Raw genomic sequence first — 18,195 nt, forward strand, 5'->3', positions numbered from 1 at the left:
CGTAAAAGGATTCATCCCATGGCCGTGTTGCCAGAACTTGAAGCATTTCTCGAACTCGCCGAATTCGGCCGCCTGACCGGCAAAAGCCGCGCCATGCACGAACAGTCGCCACAACAGGCACGAATCGACTTCGAAGCCTCCTCGGTGTTTCTCGACGTGCCGCTGGACAGCGTCGACTGCGAGGACTTCACCATTGCCGCGCGGGACGGCCACAGCTTGTCGGCGCGGTTGTATCGCGATGGCAAGCCGGTCGACGGACTGCAACCCGTGGCCCTGTATTTCCACGGCGGCGGTTACGTGGTCGGGAGCCTCGATTCCCACGACGCGCTGTGCCGACGCCTGACAGCCCAAGGCGGTTTCGCCCTGTTGACGGTGGATTACCGCCTGGCACCGGAATGGCGTTTCCCGACCCCGGTGCAGGACGCCTGCGATGCCGGCAACTGGCTGGTCCGCGAAGGCGCAGCCCGCGGCCTGGACGCAACGCGAGTGGCCGTGGCCGGTGACAGCGTCGGCGCGACCCTGGCCACGGTGCTATCGATCATGGCCGTGCGCGAACCTGCAGAACTCCTGTTGAAACCCAAGGCCCAAGTGCTGGTGTATCCCGTGACAGATGCCACCACCCATCGCGCCTCGCACCGCGACTTTGCCGAAGGCTACCTGCTGGAGACGCCGACGCTGGACTGGTTCTACACCCATTACGCCCGCATGCCCCAGGACCTGGCGGACTGGCGCTGCTCGCCGTTGCTGGCGGCTGACTTGTCAGGCCTGGCACCGGCACTGGTGTACCTGGCCGGCCATGACCCCTTGCATGACGAAGGGCTGGCCTACGCCGAGCGCTTGCGCGCTGCCGGTAATGACCTGACCTTGCTGGAACAGCCGGGGATGACCCATGACTTCATGCGCATGGGTGGGTTGCTGAGTGAGGTGGAAGGGATTCATACGGAGGTGGCGGGGTGGGTGCGGGCGCGACTTTGAGTTGAAGTGTGATCGTTCCCACAGAGTGGGGACGATAAAGCCTGAACCTACCAGGGAAACGCTAGTTGAATATCGTCCTGAACCTTTCTTCTGACCTTTACAGAGAGCCCGATCAACCGAATGGCCCTGCCTTCCCGGCGGGTATCCCAGAGCAGCCGGCAAAGCGACGAGACGGTATGTTGGCAAAGGGTATTGGCGGGCGCCTCCGTGGATGAGATCGAGAAATCGGAGAATTTGAGTTTCACCTGGTTTTTGATGATCAGGTAGTCATCTCCCACTTCTGCAATACGCTCCCTCAGGCCTTCCGACAATCGATCCAGTTCTTTCAGGCAATCGCAAAGCATATGGCAGTCGCGGGGGAGTGTTCTTTCAATACCGACGGACTTGATATCGCTGCTCTGTTCGTCATGATCTTCGATTCCCTGGCATCGCTCCCAGACATAGAACCCGTGCACGCCGAGATAGCGCATCAGCGCAGGGATTTTTTCCTCTGTAATATCCCTGCACTGTCGGCAGCCCAGGTTTTCCAGTACCGCGTAGGTCTTGGGGCCGACGCCTGGGATTTTGCGAACATCCAGGTCGTCGAGAAATCCGCGTACCTGGTTCGGTGTGATGACGAACATTCCGTTCGGCTTTTGCACTTCCGAAGCAATCTTGGCCAGGTACTTCAACGGCGCGACTCCCGCAGATGCCGTCAAGCCCAGTTCCTGCTGAACCGTAGCGCGAATGTGCGCGGCCATGTGGGTGGCCGAGCCGTTGAAGCGTGTGCGCCCCGTGACTTCAAGAGAAGCCTCGTCCAGTGACAGAAACTCTACCTTGTCGGTGTATCGCCTGAAGATCTCGTCGAGCTTTCGGGTAATAGCCTCATATGCCTCGAACCGCACTGGCAGCAGAACCAGATCGGGACACATGCGCTGTGCTGTCGCGGTAGCCAGGCCGCTTTTGACACCAAACTTCCTGGCGATGTAGTTCGCCGTACTGATCACGCCGCGTTCGGAAGCCGTGCCGCCCACTGCCACGGGGTGCTGGTTTAGATGGGGCGCGTCGAGGAGTTCAACGGAGACAAAGAAAGAATCCATGTCGACATGAATGAACTTGCGCTCGTTTTTGCCCTTTGTCGTGGCAGTCATTTACCTTCCTGTACGCATCGTCATCAGACTGTTACACCGTCCAGTACATTGACCTGCAGCGTCACCGTACCGTCCTCGTGCTGGCTGTAGTACACACCTTGGATATGGGGCGCGAACTCCGGGTAGATATTGATCAGGGCTTGCACAGCCATGAGGTAATCGATCAATGCCGCATTCCAGCACTCTCCGGGCGCAATGCACATGACCCCAGGCGGATACGGGATCACCCCCTCGGCAGCCACACAGTCCAGGGCGTCTGCAACACCGATCAGCCTGAATTGTCCGCGAACGAAGGCCTGGTTTGCCGCATGGGGCGACAACGCTGCCTGCGCCGCCGTCACAGAGCTGAATATGTCCGATTGAAGCTGTTCGATCTGGTAGTGCTGGAACAGGTTGTTGATGACGTTGCACAGTTCACGCAAGGAGATATTGATGTAACCGTGCCCGCCGTTCGCAAGTGACGGCAATACGTCGGTGACCAATGCACCGTCCGCCAGTTCCAGCTCCAACTGCTTCAGTGCGTACATCAGTCGAGTCAGCTGCGCTGCGTCGGAAGAGGGAGATACCAGTAATGTGAAGTTATAGAAGTCGGATTTTTCCGGGGTGAAGTTCATCTCTCGGAGGTAGCAAGTAACGATGCCCGCAGGAATGGAAACGTCCCCGGAATCTGCTGCGTTTTTGCTCGCGCGCGTGGTGAAAATGACCTTGCATGGGTCCAGATAGTGCAGGCCACCTTCGATTGGGCTGGCGTTGCGGCTGACAGGGCGGAAATCCTCTGCGTAGACTCCCAGGGCAAGATCGTCCAGCGCGCTCGGAGCCTGCGGCGTCCTGTTGCCGTAGTACGGTTTGATGATCCGGCAGTGCCGATCGACCTGTCGTTTGAATTTGCTAGCTACTGAGACAACGGCGTTCCATAGCCGTTGACCGTTGCCATTGGCATGAATGGCCGCGTTGATCTCCAATGACATGACCAAGGGATAGAACGGGCTGGTCGATGAATGCAGCATGAATGCGCTGTTGAACACGTGGCCTGAGCAATAGCGCTGCTGATGCTGGATATGCCTATCCTTTTTATGGATCTGCGAGGTTTGCGAAAGGCCGGACATCTGTTTGTGGACAGATTGCGTCACGATGATGCCAGGTGCATCCGGCGAGAGTGGAATGTGCAGTGGCGATCTGTGGGCAAGCAGGTCGACAAATGGCTCGTAGCCCAACCAGGCGGAGTCGAACAGAACGTAATCACAAAGGTGACCGATGCGCTCCAGTAGCGCGCCGGCGTCCACTACGACGCCATCGCATGTGGCGTGCTGCACGATTGCCAGTCGAAACGGCCTGGGCTGCCTGGCCCTGGTCTCATCGATTCTGGCCGCCCTGGTCCTGAGCTGATCCTCTTGCAAGGCGCCTTTTCGGTAGCCACCGAGCACGCCGCAGTCATCGCGAAAATTATCGAGGTACACCGCACTCGCCCCGCTTTGCACTAGCGCACCCAAATACACCGACTTGTGATTATTTCGATCCATCAAAACAAGATCGCCCGCCGTGAGCAACGCGCTGGTGACAATCTTGTTGGCGGTCGAGGTACCGTTCAGGACGAAGTACGTTTCGTCGGCATTGAACACCTGGGCAGCGAGATCCTCTGCCTGCTTGATGGGCCCCTCATGGCTGAGCACATCGCCAAGTTCTGGCGCTGCGTGGGGCACATCCACGGTGAAGATTTCGCTGCCCAGCAGCTGTCTGAAGCGCAATCCGGCGGGGTGCAGGCCCAGACACTGTCCACCTTGGTGACCTGGGCAGGCAAAGGTAGGTCTTTTCTTTGAGACGAATTCGGCGATTGCCGAACTGAAAGGCGGCAACACCGTTGATTCGAAGGCTCTGGCGGCATTGATCACGCAGGTTGTGGCAGCGTCCGACAACGGTATCTGAAGCAGAGTCGGGCGAAGTATCGCGAGCGTTGAAGAACGCAGGTTCTGTTCGCCGTCCTGAATCACAAACAATGGGATACGCCATGTATCGACGCAGTCAATCACGCGATCCGTCAGCGCATCTTCCGGGGTCAGAACCAGCACGGAAGCCCAGAGCAGATCACTGCACTCTGCAAAAGCCATGACCGCGAGCCCTGGCTGCTCATCAAAGTGGACTGTGGTACTACAAACGATCCTTGTCTGTATCATCTCTTCTTACGCTCCAACCCAATGGTGCAATACACAGCATGAAAGTCATGCCAATAAAAGTGGCCGGCCCCACGATCAGGAACATGAGGCTTGCAATAAGGCCGGACACGGCGTCGCCAATGACAGCCGTGAAGTAGTACAGGGAAAAGTTTTTTCCGACTTCCTGTGGTTTCGACAGGCACTGAATGTTGGTGATGATTGCAATGTCTACAAAGGCACCGATAAAACCAACGCACAGAAGCAAGCACACGAACAGGTAGGTATTGAACTCCAGGGCGACGGCGGTGAGTAAAAAAAGTACGCCGTACAGCAGCCAGTAAAGGACTACCGAACGCGGGGTTGTCGTCGAGTTGAATTTCACGTACAGCATGCCGCCGATCACAGTCCCTAGCGCCAGCAGGGAAAATATGTAACCTACAGCGGCTTCAGACTGAAAGTTTTCAATGACCGCTGCCGGCAATATGAAGCGGATGACAGATGTGGCAAACATGGCGCACAGTGTGGTGCAACAAATGACGGTAAATAGCGGGGTATTGAATTTTTGCAGGCTGCCGACGCTGCGAGTGGCATCCTTGAAAATAGCCATCAGGTTGAATGGCTCCTTCGTGCTTCTCGGTGATGACAGCAGGGTAAGCGTACAAACGGCTGACATTAGCAAGCTGGCCGAGAAGAATGCAAATGCATAGCTGGGAGCCACCAGGATTGTAATAAGGGAGAATATGAGCGGGCCGATGATCGAAGAGATATCTTCAATTACCTGTATCCCACTATTCACAGAAGGTAGGTCGTCGTTGTCTACGATGTCGGGAAAATAGGCACGAAAGGTCGGGGTGTACAGGCAGTCAAGCGCGGTCATGAGCATAGATGCAAAGATGACCACCGCTACCGTAGCCTGGGCATGTTCGAATACCACAAACAGGGCCATTGCTACTGTGCACTTCAATAATTCAACGGCGACCAGCGTGGACTTCTTTTCAACGTTATCGGCCAACCAACCGCCCACTGGAGAAAAAAATGCGCTGGGCAGGTAACGGAAAAAATAGACCAGGCCAATTAATAGAAAGTCCGCATCGGTCAGGGTGACAACAGCCACGGCAAACGCCGTTTCAAATGCAAACTCGCCACATTTTGAAAAGAAGTAAGCGGCCGAAAGCCGTTGAGTGCCGTGGTTTAACACAAGTGCCCGCATATTCATTACCTGCTAAGTAATTCTAACCTGCGGAGTAAATCAACTCATCCCGCGTTATGTCTCTTCCATTGGCGCTGAGCTTCTCGAACACTATTTTTTTCAAGATGTTCTGTTCACTTTCCGGTATTAAATAAAACATAATGTTGCTGTACCACAACCAACCCAGCCTGGTCAGTTCGAAGCTCGTGTCTGTTTCAATGACCAGGTCCGCTTTGACCAATTCGTGCAATCGGTTTATCAGGCCTTGAGGCAACTGATTCATCGCCACCCTGGACTTCTCGATTTCCCCGTGGTAAGGAAGCCGCAGAACGACGGGCTTGACTAGATCAAGCACCGGGTCATGCCGGCTGATCTGACAGACATAGTCACCGGCGGTCATCTTGGCGATATATTGCTCGCGCAACGAGGTGTTGGTGATCACGTTTTCCGCGACCGACGAGATGGCCCCGACGCCGAAGCCCAGCAGGTCATGGTCGGTATAGCCGTAGACATGCTCATGGTAGATGAACGAATACTCGCGAGTAATCAATGTCGGTTGCGCGCTCGTGCGCCGCACATAGCCATGGCCGTTGTAGGGCAGGTAGCCCTTATGGCGCATGTGTTCGTCGATCATCAGTTTCATGTTCAATTTACGCATTGCCGAGAAAACCTCGGCAGTGCGCTCTTTGATTTGCTTGTGGAGTTTTACCGATGTGGCAACGTTGTTGATCGGGTAAATATCAATGTTGCTCAGACCTAGCTCGACGGCTTTGTCGATATCTGCCAGGGTCTGAGTCTCGCTGCTGCCGTTCATGCCGTACATAATGTCGCACAGAACATGCTCGAACGTTGGCACCAGCAGGTTGGCCGCTCGCTCGATTTCGGCAATGTCTTCGTTGAGATTGAACAGTTTGCGCCAGGTGGGATCAGTGGTCTGCAAGCCAAAGCGCGCGTGCGTAACGCCAATGTCTGCCAGAGCGACATTGCGTTCCCGCGTGACGCTGGTAATGTTGAACTCGAAAGAAAACTCCTCGACCGTCGACATGTCGAAATAACGGTGCAGTGCTTCACCGATGTCATTGATATTCTGTGGCGAGAGCAATGAAGGTGTGCCACCACCGAAGAAGATCGCCCTGATCGGGACGGTTTTGAAGTCCATCAGCCGGGATTTATATTCGATTTCTTTTATCAGTGCCCTGGTGTAACGGTTGATATCGTCTTCATTCTTGTATAGGCCACGGGTAAACGGGCAAAACGAACAGATGGCCTCGCAGAACGGGATATGAAAATACAGTGCCCTTGACTTCGCCGTGGCGTTGGCGCCATTGAGCAGGTCAGACAACTGTGTCTCGCTGGGACGAAAGACGTTCAGGGATTGCGAAGGGAAGAAGAAATTGTACAAGGGAAACTGATAGTCGAATTTAATCATCCCGTTATTGACAAGTTTCATTTTGCACCTCTTCGGGAATAATAACATTGCTTCCGCGAAGAAGTGTGCGGGTGGCTATCTGCACATCGCTGCCGAAAAATAGCTGAATGCCTTCGTTGATCGACATGTTATTCGAACCGCAGGTATAGACGTCGATACTGATGTAGTGGTTTTCCGGGTAGGTGTGATAAGAAAGATGAGATTCTGACAGTAAATAGAGGCCTGTCACCCCCTCGCCGCCAGCATCGAATTTGTGTGTCAGGTGATCAAGCACAGTGAAACGCGAACGTTCCAAGGTATCGAGGAAAAAGTCGTGCAGCGCAGGTGCATCTTTTAACAAGCGGGCATCCGCACCGGTAATATCCCAAATCGTATGATAGCCAAAGTCATCCATAATGGTTGTTGCTCCTGTCCCTAAGAAGCTGAGGTGGCGCAATTAAAAAGAGGGGAGGTTTAACTCCCCTCTCCTTTGTGCATTTACCAGAGGCAAACGCCTTTGGTGGTAACGCCAGTCACATCAGTTTTAAACAGGTCGATTGCCGATTTCATAGTACGTTCCTTGTTCAGGTTTTTTAGATTTGCCCTGCGTCAATGGGCGTTACAAAAATTAGCAGAAAGAATTTGTTGCGAAAGTCGAAAAATGTAAAGAGATTTTTCTGAGTTCGTCGGGCCTTAATTATTTTGACGATTTTCAGGCATGTACGCGGCTAGGTGTGTTCAGCCGCGCTGGCGTTATTTCCATGCGGGAGCGCTGGAAGGATCAAATATCTGTTGCGAGGGTTTGTAATGGGATAACGCTTGTTCGCGATAACTGTATCAAATCACCACGATAAATACGTCAGAAAATTCCTACATTTCAAGATGCAGATCTGGATAGTTGTCACTATTAAACGTGCAATGCAGTACTTGTTTAATTGAACGCATGATGACTTCCCGCAAGCTACATCACCTTGCGCCATTGCCTACAGTTACGCCAGAATCCGCCGGCTTGTGCGCCTTGGGGTTGCTCGGTAACTCAAAAAAATGCCCGCATCTCACGACACGGGCATTTCTCAGTTCAGCTCAGCGCTCAGAAATCATACTTCGCCGTGACCTGCATGTTACGCGGCTCGCCGGAGAAGGTGGTGCCGAAGTTGCCCAGGCCCGTCAGGTACCGCTTGTCGAAGACGTTGTTGGCGTTGACGGTGAAGCTCAGGTGTTCGTCGTACTTGTAGCGAGTCATCAGGTCCACCAGGGTGTAGCCGCCTTGCTTGAGATTGACGCTGCCATCGGTCGGGCTGAAGGTCTGGCCGTAGAACGCGCTCTGCCAGCTGATACCGCCACCGACGGTGACCTGGTTCAGCGCGCCCGGCAGGCGGTAGGTGGTGAACGTGCGTACGCTGTGTTCCGGTTTGCTGGTGGCCAGCGGGAAGCCGAAGATGCGTTGTTCGTCCTGGTCGCGGGTGCGGGCGTAGGTGTAGCCGGCGGAGACGTTCCAGTCTTGCGCCAGTTCGCCGGCCAGTTCCAGTTCCACACCGTTGGTGGTGGCGCCGGAGATGGCTTCGTACACGTCCTGGCCGGTGCCGTCGGTGGTGACGTATTGGGCGACGTTGTCCTGTTCGATGCGGAAGAAGGCCAGGCTGGCGTTCAGTCGGCCATCGAAATACGCCGCTTTCAGGCCGGTCTCGTAGGCGTCGCCTTCCACCGGCTCCAGGGTCTTGCCGCTGGCGTCCTTGTAGATCTGCGGCTGGTAGATGCTGGTGTAGCTGGCATACACCGAGTACGTATCGTTCAGGTCATAGACCACACCGGCGTAAGGCGTGACGACCCCATGTTCCTTGTAGCTGGCGTGGGTGTCGGTCAGGGTGCCGCCCGGGTAGTAGCTGTAGTCTTCGTTGTATTTGAAGGTGCTCAGACGGCTGCCGAGGATGAAGGACAGGTCATCGGTCGGACGCAGGCGCGTGGCCAGGTAAACGCCGTTCTGGCTGGTGGTGCGCTCGTACTTGCCGTTTTTCGGGAAGTCCTGGACCGGCAGGTTGCCTTTCCAGTCAAAGATGCTGCCCGGGACCATTTCGAAGGCGCTGGTGTCGTAGGTGGCACCAGTCTGGCGCGAGTGCGACGTCATGAAACCTGCGACCAGTTCGTGCTCGCGACCGCCCAGGGTGAACGGGCCGGAGACGTTCACGTCAGCGGTGTTCTGCACGCGATGGCCTTCCCAGCGACCCCAGTAGAAGAACATGCCTTCGCCGGTGGTACGGTCCGGGTTGCCGCCGCTGGCCGAGGCCAGGCGCGTATCGTGGTCGGTGGTTTTCTGGTCGAGGCTGACCTTGAGTTTCCAGTCGTTGGCCAGGGCCTGTTCCAGCGAGGCGAAATAGGTGGTGCTCTCGAAGTCGCGACGGCTCCAGTCGGCGCCCGGGTTGAAGCTTCGCGAGAAGTCGGTACGGCCGCCGTCGGTGAAGAACGGCGAGTTACCGGTCCAGGAACTGCCGCGCGGGGTGGCGCTGGACTTGTCGATGCCGAAGGTCAGCAGGGTGTCGTCGGTCAGGTCGGCTTCGAGGATGCCGTAGAACAGGTCTTTCTTCTGGCTGTAGTGGTCGATGTACGAATCTTTGTCCTGGTAGGCGCCGACGAAGCGGCCACGCACGTTGCCGGAATCGGTCAGCGAACCGGAGATGTCGCCTTCGGTGCGGTAGTTGTCCCAGTATCCGGCGGTGGCGCTGACCGAGGCCTTGAATTCCTTGGTCGGTTTCTTGCGCACCAGGTTGACGGTGGCAGACGGGTCGCCCGAGCCGGTCATCAGGCCGGTCGCGCCTTTGATGACTTCGATGCGGTCGAGGCTGGCGGAGTCGTCGCTGTTGTTCGGGTTTTCGCCGTAGACGCCGTCGTAGGGGATGTTGACGCCATCGTATTGATAGTTGGTGATGGCAAATCCGCGGGACGAGAACTCGGTACGGTCACTGTCGTACTTCTGCATCGTGACGCCTGGGGTGTTGCGCAGTACGTCGCCGACACTGGTGGCGCCGCGATCATCCATCTGCTGACGAGTCACCACGGTCACCGATTGCGGCGTTTCACGCAGGGTCAGCGGCAACTTGGTAGCGGTGGTGGTCGCGCCGGTGGTGTAGGAACCGGTGTCTTCGGTGTTCAGGCCCAGGGCCTGGCCGGAAATGGTGGTCGCGCCCAGTTGCAGGCTCGAGCCGCCGCCGGAGACCAGGGTGACGGTGTTGCCGTTGATCTGGAACGAAATGCCGGTGCCCTTGAGCAGTTCCGCCAGGGCCTGGGAAGGCTCCAGAGAACCGGATACCGCGCGGGACTTGATCCCGGCGACCTGGTCAGGGCTGTAGAGGATCTGCAGGTTGGTCTGCATGCCCAGTTCAGTCAGCGCGCTGGACAGCGGCTGGACCGGGATACTGACTTTTACAGGTGCAGCATTGGCCATCGAGCTCCCCAGCAAGGTGGCGGTCAGCAGTACGCTGGTAAACAGGGTGCGATGCAGAGTCGGACGCTGTACGGCCAGCGCGAGTGGTGTGCGGCGGGTTTGAGGTCGCATTACTAACCTGAGCTCCTGAAAAAGTGTTGTGCAGAGTTTTTTGTTAATAGGAATGATTATTAGACGCAGCACGAACGGAAAACCGGAAAGAAACCGGAAAAATAAAATTTGCGAAGAAGTCAAAACTGAAAGAAACCTGTGGGAGCGAGCAAGCCCGCTCCCACAGGTAAACAGTGTTCAGGCAGGGGCCATTTCGGTGACAACCCGTCCGCTTTCCATGCGCACCAACTGATCCGCCACATCGAAATACCGGTCATCGTGGGAGATCACGATGATGGTCTTGCCCAGGCGCTTCAGGTCAGGCAGCAGCTCGGTGTAGAAGATCCGGCGGAAGGTCGGGTCCTGGTCGGCCGCCCATTCATCGAACACCAGCACCGGACGTTCCTCGAGCCAGGCATTGACCAGAGCCAGACGTTTGCGCTGGCCGGTGGAAAGGTCGGTGGTGGTGAAATTGCCGTCCTTGACGCTGACCTTGTGCGCGATCTCCAGGCGTTGCAGGTATTTGTTGGCGTCTTCGGGGATGTGCGTATCGCCCTGGACCACGTCATCGAACAGGTAATAGTCGGCAAAGATGGTGGTGAACAACTGGCGATAGTCGTCGCGGTTCTGCGCGTCGATGCCCACGCCGTTGACGCGGATTTCACCCTGCTGCGGCGTGTACAGGCCCAGCAGCAATTTGATCAGCGTGGTCTTGCCGCAGCCGTTCTCGCCGACGATGAAGGTGATGTCGCCTTGCTTGATCGTCAGGTTCACCGGCCCGAGCTGAAACGGCGCGGCCCCTTCGGCTGCCGGGAAAGCGAAACGCACATCGGCCAGTTTCAGCTCGTGGACCACGGGTTTGACGTTGCCCTGGTCGCTAAGCAGCAGGTGCGGTTCAGGGGTGGAAAATTGCTCTGACAACTCGGCGATCCGGCGAAAGGCGATCTGCGCCCGGCTGACGATGGGCAAGGTGCTGATCAGGTGCTCCAGCGGACCTTTCATGTACAGCAGCACGAGCACGAAGCCGCTCATCACGGTTTTGTCTGCGCTCGGCCAAAAGGCTTGCAGGGCCAGGGCCAGGCCGATAACGACAAAGAACAGCATCGAGCCAAAGGTCTTGGCGATGACGAAGGTGTTGATCGAGCGCACCTGGGTGTTGCAGATGAACTCGGCGGTGGCCTTGATGCCCGAAACGAACATGCGCTGGCGGCGCGGACGGTGAATGCGCAGTTCCTTGGCGCCTTCGGCGATCGCGTTGTAGTGTTTTTGCAATTCGTCTTCGGCGTCGCGGGCGGCCATGAAACCCTGCACGCCTTTGCTTTGGGCATAGGCCTGGATCGCCGTGCCGATCAGGATCGCGGCGACCATGATCAGGAACATCGGCCACGACAGGATCGCCAGGTAGCCCATGCAGCCCAGGGTCACAGTGAGAGAAATCGCCAGCGGGGCGAAGGCGAAGGCGAAGTCGCTGATGGTGTCGACGTCGTGGGTCAGCACCGGGATCAGGCGGTGGCTGCGATAGCGTTCGATCTGTTCGATCGGCGCCGACAGGACCTTTTCCCCCAACTGTTTACGCAGCGTGGCGATGATGTGCTGGCCGACATAGTTGGTGCCGATGTCCGAACAGATCGAGCTGGCCAGCGCCAGCAGGCACAGGCCGGCGAACAACGCGACAACGCCTTGGCTCAGGCCGGTTTCCGAATGCAGGGCGTTGTTGATGGTCGCCAGCAATACCGTGACGCTCAGGCCGCCGACCATGCCCAGGAAAATGGAGGCCGCGACAATGAGTCGAAAGGGTTTCAACAGGGCGAACAATTCGCCGATGGCGCCACGGGTTGGCTGGGTCATGGAAGACGGTTCCTTGGGTCGTAAAGGCAGATACCCAGTAGAACGTCTGGTGGAGGGGTTAATTTACAAGGGCGCCGACTGGCGGCAGGACTGATCAACACGCCCCCTGATCGACGCTGCCCCTGTAGGAGCTGGCTTGCCAGCGAAGGCGGCGTCACAGGCGACGATGATGTTGGATGTGCCGGCCTTTTCGCTGGCAAGCCAGCTCCTACAGCGGATCGCGTGTGGGGTTAGAGATCGCGCACTATGCGAAAACCCATCCAGTCGCCACGCTCTAGCGGGTACTGGCTGTTGCGGTTGCCAGAGCGGGAGAACACCGGGGCTTCACCCCAGTCGTTGCCGCGAATGCGCACCGCTTCGCAGTTGGCTTCGACCCAGGCGCTGCCATCGGTGGGGGCGCCGACGTAGTCCGGGTGTTCGCAGTCTTCGACCCACTCATACACATTGCCGTGCATGTCGTACATCCCGAACGCATTGGGCGGGTAGCTGCCCACCGGCGAGCTGTAGCTGTAACCATCCACCGGACCATAGGTGTTGGCGTGCCTGGCGATGCTGTATTCCTTGCCTTCATCGAACGGGAAGGGGAACGGCCCTTTGCTGCCGCCGCGTGCCGCATATTCGCGTTGCGCTTCGCTGACCATGCGGTACTTCTGTCCGGTCTTTTTCGACAGCCAGGCGACGTAGTTTTTCACGTCGTCGAAGTTCATGCACACCGCCGGCTGGCGCGGGCTTTGCGGATAACGTGGCTTGCTGGCGACGCATTCGCGACCGGGGCGGGGATCGCCATTGGCGATCGTGACCCCACTCTCGCGCATGTAGCTGTCCCATTCGCCGGCAGTGACCTGGAAGCGGCTCATGGCGAACGGCTTGGCGAAGGTCACTTCGTGCATCGGACCTTCATCGGGTTCGCGCCCGGCTTCGTCATCCGGGGTGCCCATGGTGAAAGTGCCCGCGGGCAATACCACCATTTCCGGGCAATCGCGGCAGTCCTTGAATACTTTGCCCGGTTGCGGCGGGGTGGTGGCCTGGACGGCGGTTGGCAGGAGGCCTGCGAGGAGTGCAGTCAGGGCCAAGGTCAGCAGATTCTGGTTCATGAGGCATCTCGATCAAAGAATATCGGCGCGATAACGAAACCTGTAGGAGCTGGCTTGCCAGCGAAGGGTCCGTCACATTCAACATCTTTGTTGGCTGTGACGACGCCTTCGCTGGCAAGCCAGCTCCTACAGGGGGGAGGCGTCATGTGGTCTTGCTCAGCAAGGTGATGAACCGGTCGATGTCGTTTTCCGTATTGAGCAGGCCCGGGGCAATGCGGATCACCGGGCCGACGTCACGCTCGACCGAGTCGCAGACCACACCGTTCTGCATCAGCTGCAGCGCGACTTTTTCGCATTCCCGATCCTTGACCCGGAAGAAGGTGAAACCGGCGGACAGCTGAGGGCTTTTCGGTGTGACCAGTTCGATCCGCGGCTGCTCCAGCAAACGATTTTTCGCGTAGGTATTGAGCGCATGGATGCGTGTCTGGACCTCGGCCTTGCCCAACTCCAGGTGCAGCTTGAAGGCTTCGTCCAGCGCCCAGCGATGTTCAAAGCTGTGGTAGCCGCCGGGGGTCATGATGGTCGAAAAGGTGGTGGCCTCGGAGAAGGTCGGGATGGTCGGCGTCACATCCTTGAGCTCGGCCGAACGGGCGCAGATGATCCCGGTGCCGCGCGGGCCGAACATCCATTTGTGGGTGCCGGCAATGAAGAAGTCGCAATGCATGTCGGGGAAGTCGAGGTCCTCGACGCCGAAACCGTGCACACCGTCGACCACATACAGGATGCGGTCCTTCTCGTCGCGATTGCGGTTGTGTTCCTCCACCAGTTTGCCAATCTCGCCGATCGGCAGTTTCACGCCGCTGCCCGATTGCACCCAGGTCATGCCCAGCACCCGGGTTTCGGGGCGAAGGCCTTTGGCAATTGTGCCGACCACTTCATCCACCGAAACACCGTGGCTGTGCTCGAACAACTTGAGCTTGCGCACCTTGACCCCGTCCTTTTGCTGGCGGTAAGCCAAAGCGTAATGGGTGGCGTAGTGTTCGTGTTCGCTGGTGAGGATTTCCTGGTCGGGGCGCACATGGATGCCGCCATAGATCAGCGACAGGCCTTCGGTGGTGCTGCCGGTGAGGGCGATCTGTTCCGGTGCGGCCTTGAGATAACGACTGGCCCAGACCCGCACCTGGTGCTCGCGTTTTTCGGTTTCCCCCAGGTCCCAATCCATGGCCAGGCCGGGGTTGCGGTCGAGGTTGGCGCGGTGCAGTTCGATCGCCTCGCGCACGGGTCTTGGGTGTGAGGTCACCAGGAAGTTGGCGAAGTGCAGGTAGTTCGGATCCTGATTGAACAGCTGGCGCAGCTGCGCCCATTTGTCCGTGGCCAGCGGTGCCGGGCTGGTGGCCAGCGCCGGCAGGTTTACGGCGGCACCCAGGGGCAGGCCCGCCGCGAGAATGCCGGCCTGCTTGAGGAATGAACGACGGTTGGTCATGAGCTCGGTTCGCTTGTGCAAAAGAGGGGTCAGTGTTTGGCCACAGGCCTGGAGGACTGCTGCACCTGGTCCCAGACCCGCAGGAAATTGCCGCCCCAGAGCTTGGCGATATCGGCTTCGCTATAGCCGCGGCTGAGCAGCTCGGCGGTCACATTGCGCCCCTCGCTGACGTCCTTCCAGCCATTGAGGCCGCCACCGTCGTTGAAGTCGGAACTGATGCCGACGTGGTCGATGCCGATCTTCTTCACCGCATAATCAATGGCGTCGCCGTAGTCCTTGAGGGTGGCCTTGGGTTCTTCGTCGACTATCGCGTAGAGCTCGCTGGCGTACTCGCCGAAGCGTTGCTCGGACCAGACGGTGATCACCGGATCGCCCGGCATAAGTGCCATCTCCAGCCCTTGCAGCGGTTGCAGGTCGAAGCGGGCGCGCAGGGCGTTGAGCTTGTCCTGGGTCGCCTGGCTCAGGGGGCGGATATAGGTCGGGAAACCGACAATCTGCACCACGCCGCCGCTGTTCTTGATCAGCTGCATTTCCTGGTCGCTGAGGTTGCGCGGGATGTCCACCAGGGCACGTGGCGCCGAGTGTGACGCGACCATCGGAGTGCGGCTCAATTGGGCGACTTGCTCCAGGGCTTTGGTCGACATCTGCGACACATCGATGATCACGCCGAGGTCGTTGAGGCGGTGCACGGCTTGTTTGCCGATTTCCGACAGGCCGCCGAGGGCGTCCCGGGAATCGTTGAAAAACGGCAGCGGTCGCGAGGAGTCGGCCCAGGCGTTGTTGCCCACGTAACTGAAGCCGAACATGCGCATGCCGCGCGCCGCCCACTTGTCCAGGGCGTCGAGGTCGTTGCCCAGGGGATAGGCGTTGAGCATGCTCAGGAAGATCGCGAACTTGCCTTCGCCGTGCAGGCGCCGGAAATCGTCGGGGGTGTAGGCGATGGCGACCTGGTTGGGGAAGTCGCGGACCATGGTGCTGATGATCTTGTAGCGGGTTTCCTGTTCGAAACGTGCTTCGTCGACGAATCCTTCGGTGGGGCGGTGGGGGGCGTTGTCGCCGTTCCAGATTTCCGGCCAGCCGAAGATGGTCAGGGCCGCACCGGACAACCGTCCGCGACCGCTCTTGACCAGGTCGAACTGGCCGCTGCCATCCTTGTCGGCTTCGTTGCCGGCGGTACCGAAATCCATGGGCACGGTGATGTGGCTGTCGAACGAAAGCATGCGTTCCTGCAGTTCATCGGCCTGTTTCATCACCTTGACCGGGTAACCGGGGTTGTCCTTGAACCAGTAATCCCAGGCCGCATAGCCTGCACCGGCGCAGATCGCCAGGGCCAGCGGCAGGCCGATGAAGAGCGCCTTTTTCGAACGTGGTTTTGTCATTGCCGTCTCAGTCAGGTTCGTTGGCCCGGTGCGTGAGTGGGGGCCTTTGCTATCTGGGAAGAACGAGTGACGGAGCGGAGAATTTAGGTGTTTGTGCCGGCCTCTTCGCGGGCAAGCCCGCTCCCACAGGGGCCAGTAATGTTCAAAAAATCTGTGTTCACATCGGGCACAGTGGCCGGGGTGTTCACAAAATCTGTATTCACAGCAGATCCCTGTAGGAGCTGGCTTGCCAGCGAAGCTCTTAAATTTGTGGAAGCAACAACCGTTCTAGCTTGGATAAAGCCTGCTTCATGGCTGACACAGGTAGGGCAATGACGATTTCTCGACGATGGTTCATGGCAGGCCTGGCGCTGACCGGCGCTGCCGTGCCTGCGGCTTTTTATGGGCATCGTGAATGGACGAAACCGGATCCGACGATCACTCCCGGTGAAGCGTCGTTCGATGTCGCGGACGTCGCCGGCCAGCACTTGGCAAACACCTTGCGCGGGGTCTGGCAGATTCGTTTCGAAGGCCGTGACGCCGGCATCGAAGGCCTGCCCCGGGACGGGCTGGAAGTGTTCCTCGACGTCGGTCATAAAGGGCGCGGCTTGATCGGCTTCCTCGACACTGCCGAGCGTTTGCGCTCGAACGAAGAGCCCCGTTACCGGGTGCTCGGCGACCTGGCCGAGGCCAAGCCCGCCGAATTGAGCTGGCGTCTGGTCAGCGCCGACGCGGCCAACGGCTCGCCGGATTACGAATTCAGTATGGCGCTGGACGAAGTCTGGGCGATTTTTGGCAATGCCGGCAGCGGCACCCTCAGTGGCCGGGTGTTGAACCTGGATAGGCCGTTGATGATGACCGCCCGGGACAACCGCTTCATCGCGGTCAAGCGGGTGTTCCCCGAAGCCCGTGAACGCACCGGCCTCAACCCGGCGCTGCTGGCCTGGCTGGTGTCCCCGGAGCATCGTCTGTTTCATCAGCTCTGGCATGCCTCCCGGGACAAGTGGCACAGCTTGCCGGAAGACAAGCGCGATGCCTTGCGCGGCATCGGCTGGCAACCCGGCCCTCGTGACAAGGAGCGTGATGCCCGTGGCGCGCGCAAGGATCGCAATGGCTCGGGTGTGGATTTTTTCTTCATGCACCGGCACATGCTCGGCACGGCGCGCTCCCTGCAGGACTTGCCTTCGTGGCCACATTTCCCGTTGCCCCAGCCGGAGCTGGCACGGGATCGCATCGGCTTCGCCAACTATTGCGACAACCACGACGGCACCGCGCTGCCGCCGACCTGGCGGGCGGACGACGATGCCGAGTATTCGCAATGGGTCGCCGACATCAAGACTGCCGAGACCTACCACAGCAATTTCCAGGTCTGGGAGTCGCGCTACCGCGATCCACGTTATCTGTCGAAATTGACCCTGGGGCAGTTTGGCTCGGAGGTGGAGCTGGGGCTGCACGACTGGCTGCACATGCGCTGGGCCTCGGTGCCCCGCGATCCGTCCAACGGCCAGCCGGTGCCGTTCGCCCGGGATCCGGCGGATTTCTCTGCGCGCTGGTTCGCGCCTGAGAATGACTTCCTGGGTGATCCGTTTTCGTCCCATGTGAGCCCGGTGTTCTGGCATTTCCACGGTTGGATCGACGATCGCCTGGAAGACTGGTTCCGCGCCCATGAGCGCTTTCATCCGGGGGAGGTCAGTCGGCTGGAGGTCAATGGCGTGGCGTGGTTTTCGCCGGGTCGCTGGGTCGAGATCGACGACCCGTGGCTCGGCCCCAGCACCCACGGCTGCAGCACTACGCCGGGGTTGCAGGTGGGCAAGTCGGTGGAAATGGACCCGGAAACCATGAAGCTGGCGTTGCGCATTACCTTTGGCGAGGATGAGAAAAAGCTGGCGGACCTGTTCCGCAAGGTGCCTAAGCGGCCCTGGTATGCAAGGCATTTGAAAGCCAAGCCGATTATCAGTTAAAAGCAGGATCACCGCGTTATCGTTCAATCGCGAGCAAGCTCGCTCCCACAGGTCTTGGGTGTGCCGGATGAATGGGGCATGACATATACCTTGTGGGGGCCGCATGTTTTGGGCATGCCACATCACCTTG

Annotated in this window: 12 protein-coding genes; 2 read left to right on the top strand and 10 right to left on the bottom strand. The window is 58.4% G+C overall.

All coding sequences use genetic code 11. The features are described 5' to 3' along the window. Positions 1-18: 18 nt before the first annotated feature. Complete coding sequence (locus J2W17_RS02865) at positions 19-975, top strand: alpha/beta hydrolase (protein ID WP_307328866.1); 957 nt, start codon at positions 19-21, stop codon at positions 973-975. Between the two features lie 47 nt (positions 976-1,022). On the opposite strand, the gene dinB is transcribed toward J2W17_RS02865, so the two are convergent. From dinB to pvdM, 10 genes are all read right to left on the bottom strand, one after another. Next, entirely contained in the window at positions 1,023-2,105 is a 1,083-nt protein-coding gene (gene dinB / locus J2W17_RS02870) for a DNA polymerase IV (RefSeq protein ID WP_307328868.1), read from the bottom strand. 23 nt (positions 2,106-2,128) lie between these two features. Continuing rightward, complete coding sequence (locus J2W17_RS02875; protein WP_307328872.1) at positions 2,129-4,210, bottom strand: ornithine decarboxylase; 2,082 nt, start codon at positions 4,208-4,210, stop codon at positions 2,129-2,131. 40 nt (positions 4,211-4,250) lie between these two features. Beyond that, on the bottom strand, positions 4,251-5,465 hold the full coding sequence (locus J2W17_RS02880) for an MFS transporter (protein WP_307328875.1): 1,215 nt from the start codon (positions 5,463-5,465) through the stop codon (positions 4,251-4,253). 22 nt (positions 5,466-5,487) lie between these two features. Next, entirely contained in the window at positions 5,488-6,894 is a 1,407-nt protein-coding gene (locus tag J2W17_RS02885; protein WP_307328878.1) for a coproporphyrinogen-III oxidase family protein, read from the bottom strand. Further along, on the bottom strand, positions 6,878-7,267 hold the full coding sequence (gene speD, locus J2W17_RS02890) for an adenosylmethionine decarboxylase (RefSeq protein ID WP_307328881.1): 390 nt from the start codon (positions 7,265-7,267) through the stop codon (positions 6,878-6,880). Before speD ends, J2W17_RS02885 begins: the two co-directional genes overlap by 17 nt. A gap of 675 nt (positions 7,268-7,942) precedes the next feature. Continuing rightward, positions 7,943-10,402 carry a TonB-dependent siderophore receptor gene (locus tag J2W17_RS02895; protein WP_307328884.1) on the bottom strand — a complete coding sequence of 820 codons (2,460 nt, stop codon included), beginning with the start codon at positions 10,400-10,402 and terminating at the stop codon, positions 7,943-7,945. A gap of 177 nt (positions 10,403-10,579) precedes the next feature. Beyond that, positions 10,580-12,229, bottom strand: coding sequence for a cyclic peptide export ABC transporter (locus tag J2W17_RS02900; protein ID WP_307328887.1), 1,650 nt, complete (start codon positions 12,227-12,229; stop codon positions 10,580-10,582). Positions 12,230-12,459: 230 nt separating this feature from the next. Continuing rightward, positions 12,460-13,323 carry a dihydropyoverdine dehydrogenase gene (gene pvdO, locus J2W17_RS02905; protein WP_307328890.1) on the bottom strand — a complete coding sequence of 288 codons (864 nt, stop codon included), beginning with the start codon at positions 13,321-13,323 and terminating at the stop codon, positions 12,460-12,462. Between the two features lie 142 nt (positions 13,324-13,465). After that, positions 13,466-14,746 carry a pyoverdine-tailoring periplasmic protein PvdN gene (pvdN, locus tag J2W17_RS02910; protein ID WP_307328892.1) on the bottom strand — a complete coding sequence of 427 codons (1,281 nt, stop codon included), beginning with the start codon at positions 14,744-14,746 and terminating at the stop codon, positions 13,466-13,468. Between the two features lie 29 nt (positions 14,747-14,775). After that, positions 14,776-16,125, bottom strand: coding sequence for a pyoverdine-tailoring dipeptidase-like protein PvdM (gene pvdM, locus J2W17_RS02915; protein WP_307328894.1), 1,350 nt, complete (start codon positions 16,123-16,125; stop codon positions 14,776-14,778). Positions 16,126-16,436: 311 nt separating this feature from the next. On the opposite strand from pvdM, the gene pvdP reads away from it, so the two are divergent. Then, on the top strand, positions 16,437-18,065 hold the full coding sequence (pvdP, locus tag J2W17_RS02920; protein ID WP_307328897.1) for a pyoverdine maturation tyrosinase PvdP: 1,629 nt from the start codon (positions 16,437-16,439) through the stop codon (positions 18,063-18,065). Positions 18,066-18,195: the final 130 nt, after the last annotated feature.

Origin of the sequence: Pseudomonas lini (assembly GCF_030812475.1) — a bacterium.
GTDB classification, from domain to species: Bacteria; Pseudomonadota; Gammaproteobacteria; order Pseudomonadales; family Pseudomonadaceae; genus Aquipseudomonas; species Aquipseudomonas lini_A.

Bases quoted from the DNA above. Each gene is read 5' to 3' on its own strand.
- J2W17_RS02865 (WP_307328866.1), top strand. From the start codon at position 19: ATGGCCGTGTTGCCAGAACTTGAAGCATTTCTCGAACTCGCCGAATTC.
- dinB (WP_307328868.1), bottom strand. From the start codon at position 2,105: ATGACTGCCACGACAAAGGGCAAAAACGAGCGCAAGTTCATTCATGTC.
- J2W17_RS02875 (WP_307328872.1), bottom strand. From the start codon at position 4,210: ATGGCTTTTGCAGAGTGCAGTGATCTGCTCTGGGCTTCCGTGCTGGTT.
- J2W17_RS02880 (WP_307328875.1), bottom strand. From the start codon at position 5,465: ATGCGGGCACTTGTGTTAAACCACGGCACTCAACGGCTTTCGGCCGCT.
- J2W17_RS02885 (WP_307328878.1), bottom strand. From the start codon at position 6,894: ATGAAACTTGTCAATAACGGGATGATTAAATTCGACTATCAGTTTCCC.
- speD (WP_307328881.1), bottom strand. From the start codon at position 7,267: ATGGATGACTTTGGCTATCATACGATTTGGGATATTACCGGTGCGGAT.
- J2W17_RS02895 (WP_307328884.1), bottom strand. From the start codon at position 10,402: ATGCGACCTCAAACCCGCCGCACACCACTCGCGCTGGCCGTACAGCGT.
- J2W17_RS02900 (WP_307328887.1), bottom strand. From the start codon at position 12,229: ATGACCCAGCCAACCCGTGGCGCCATCGGCGAATTGTTCGCCCTGTTG.
- pvdO (WP_307328890.1), bottom strand. From the start codon at position 13,323: ATGAACCAGAATCTGCTGACCTTGGCCCTGACTGCACTCCTCGCAGGC.
- pvdN (WP_307328892.1), bottom strand. From the start codon at position 14,746: ATGACCAACCGTCGTTCATTCCTCAAGCAGGCCGGCATTCTCGCGGCG.
- pvdM (WP_307328894.1), bottom strand. From the start codon at position 16,125: ATGACAAAACCACGTTCGAAAAAGGCGCTCTTCATCGGCCTGCCGCTG.
- pvdP (WP_307328897.1), top strand. From the start codon at position 16,437: ATGACGATTTCTCGACGATGGTTCATGGCAGGCCTGGCGCTGACCGGC.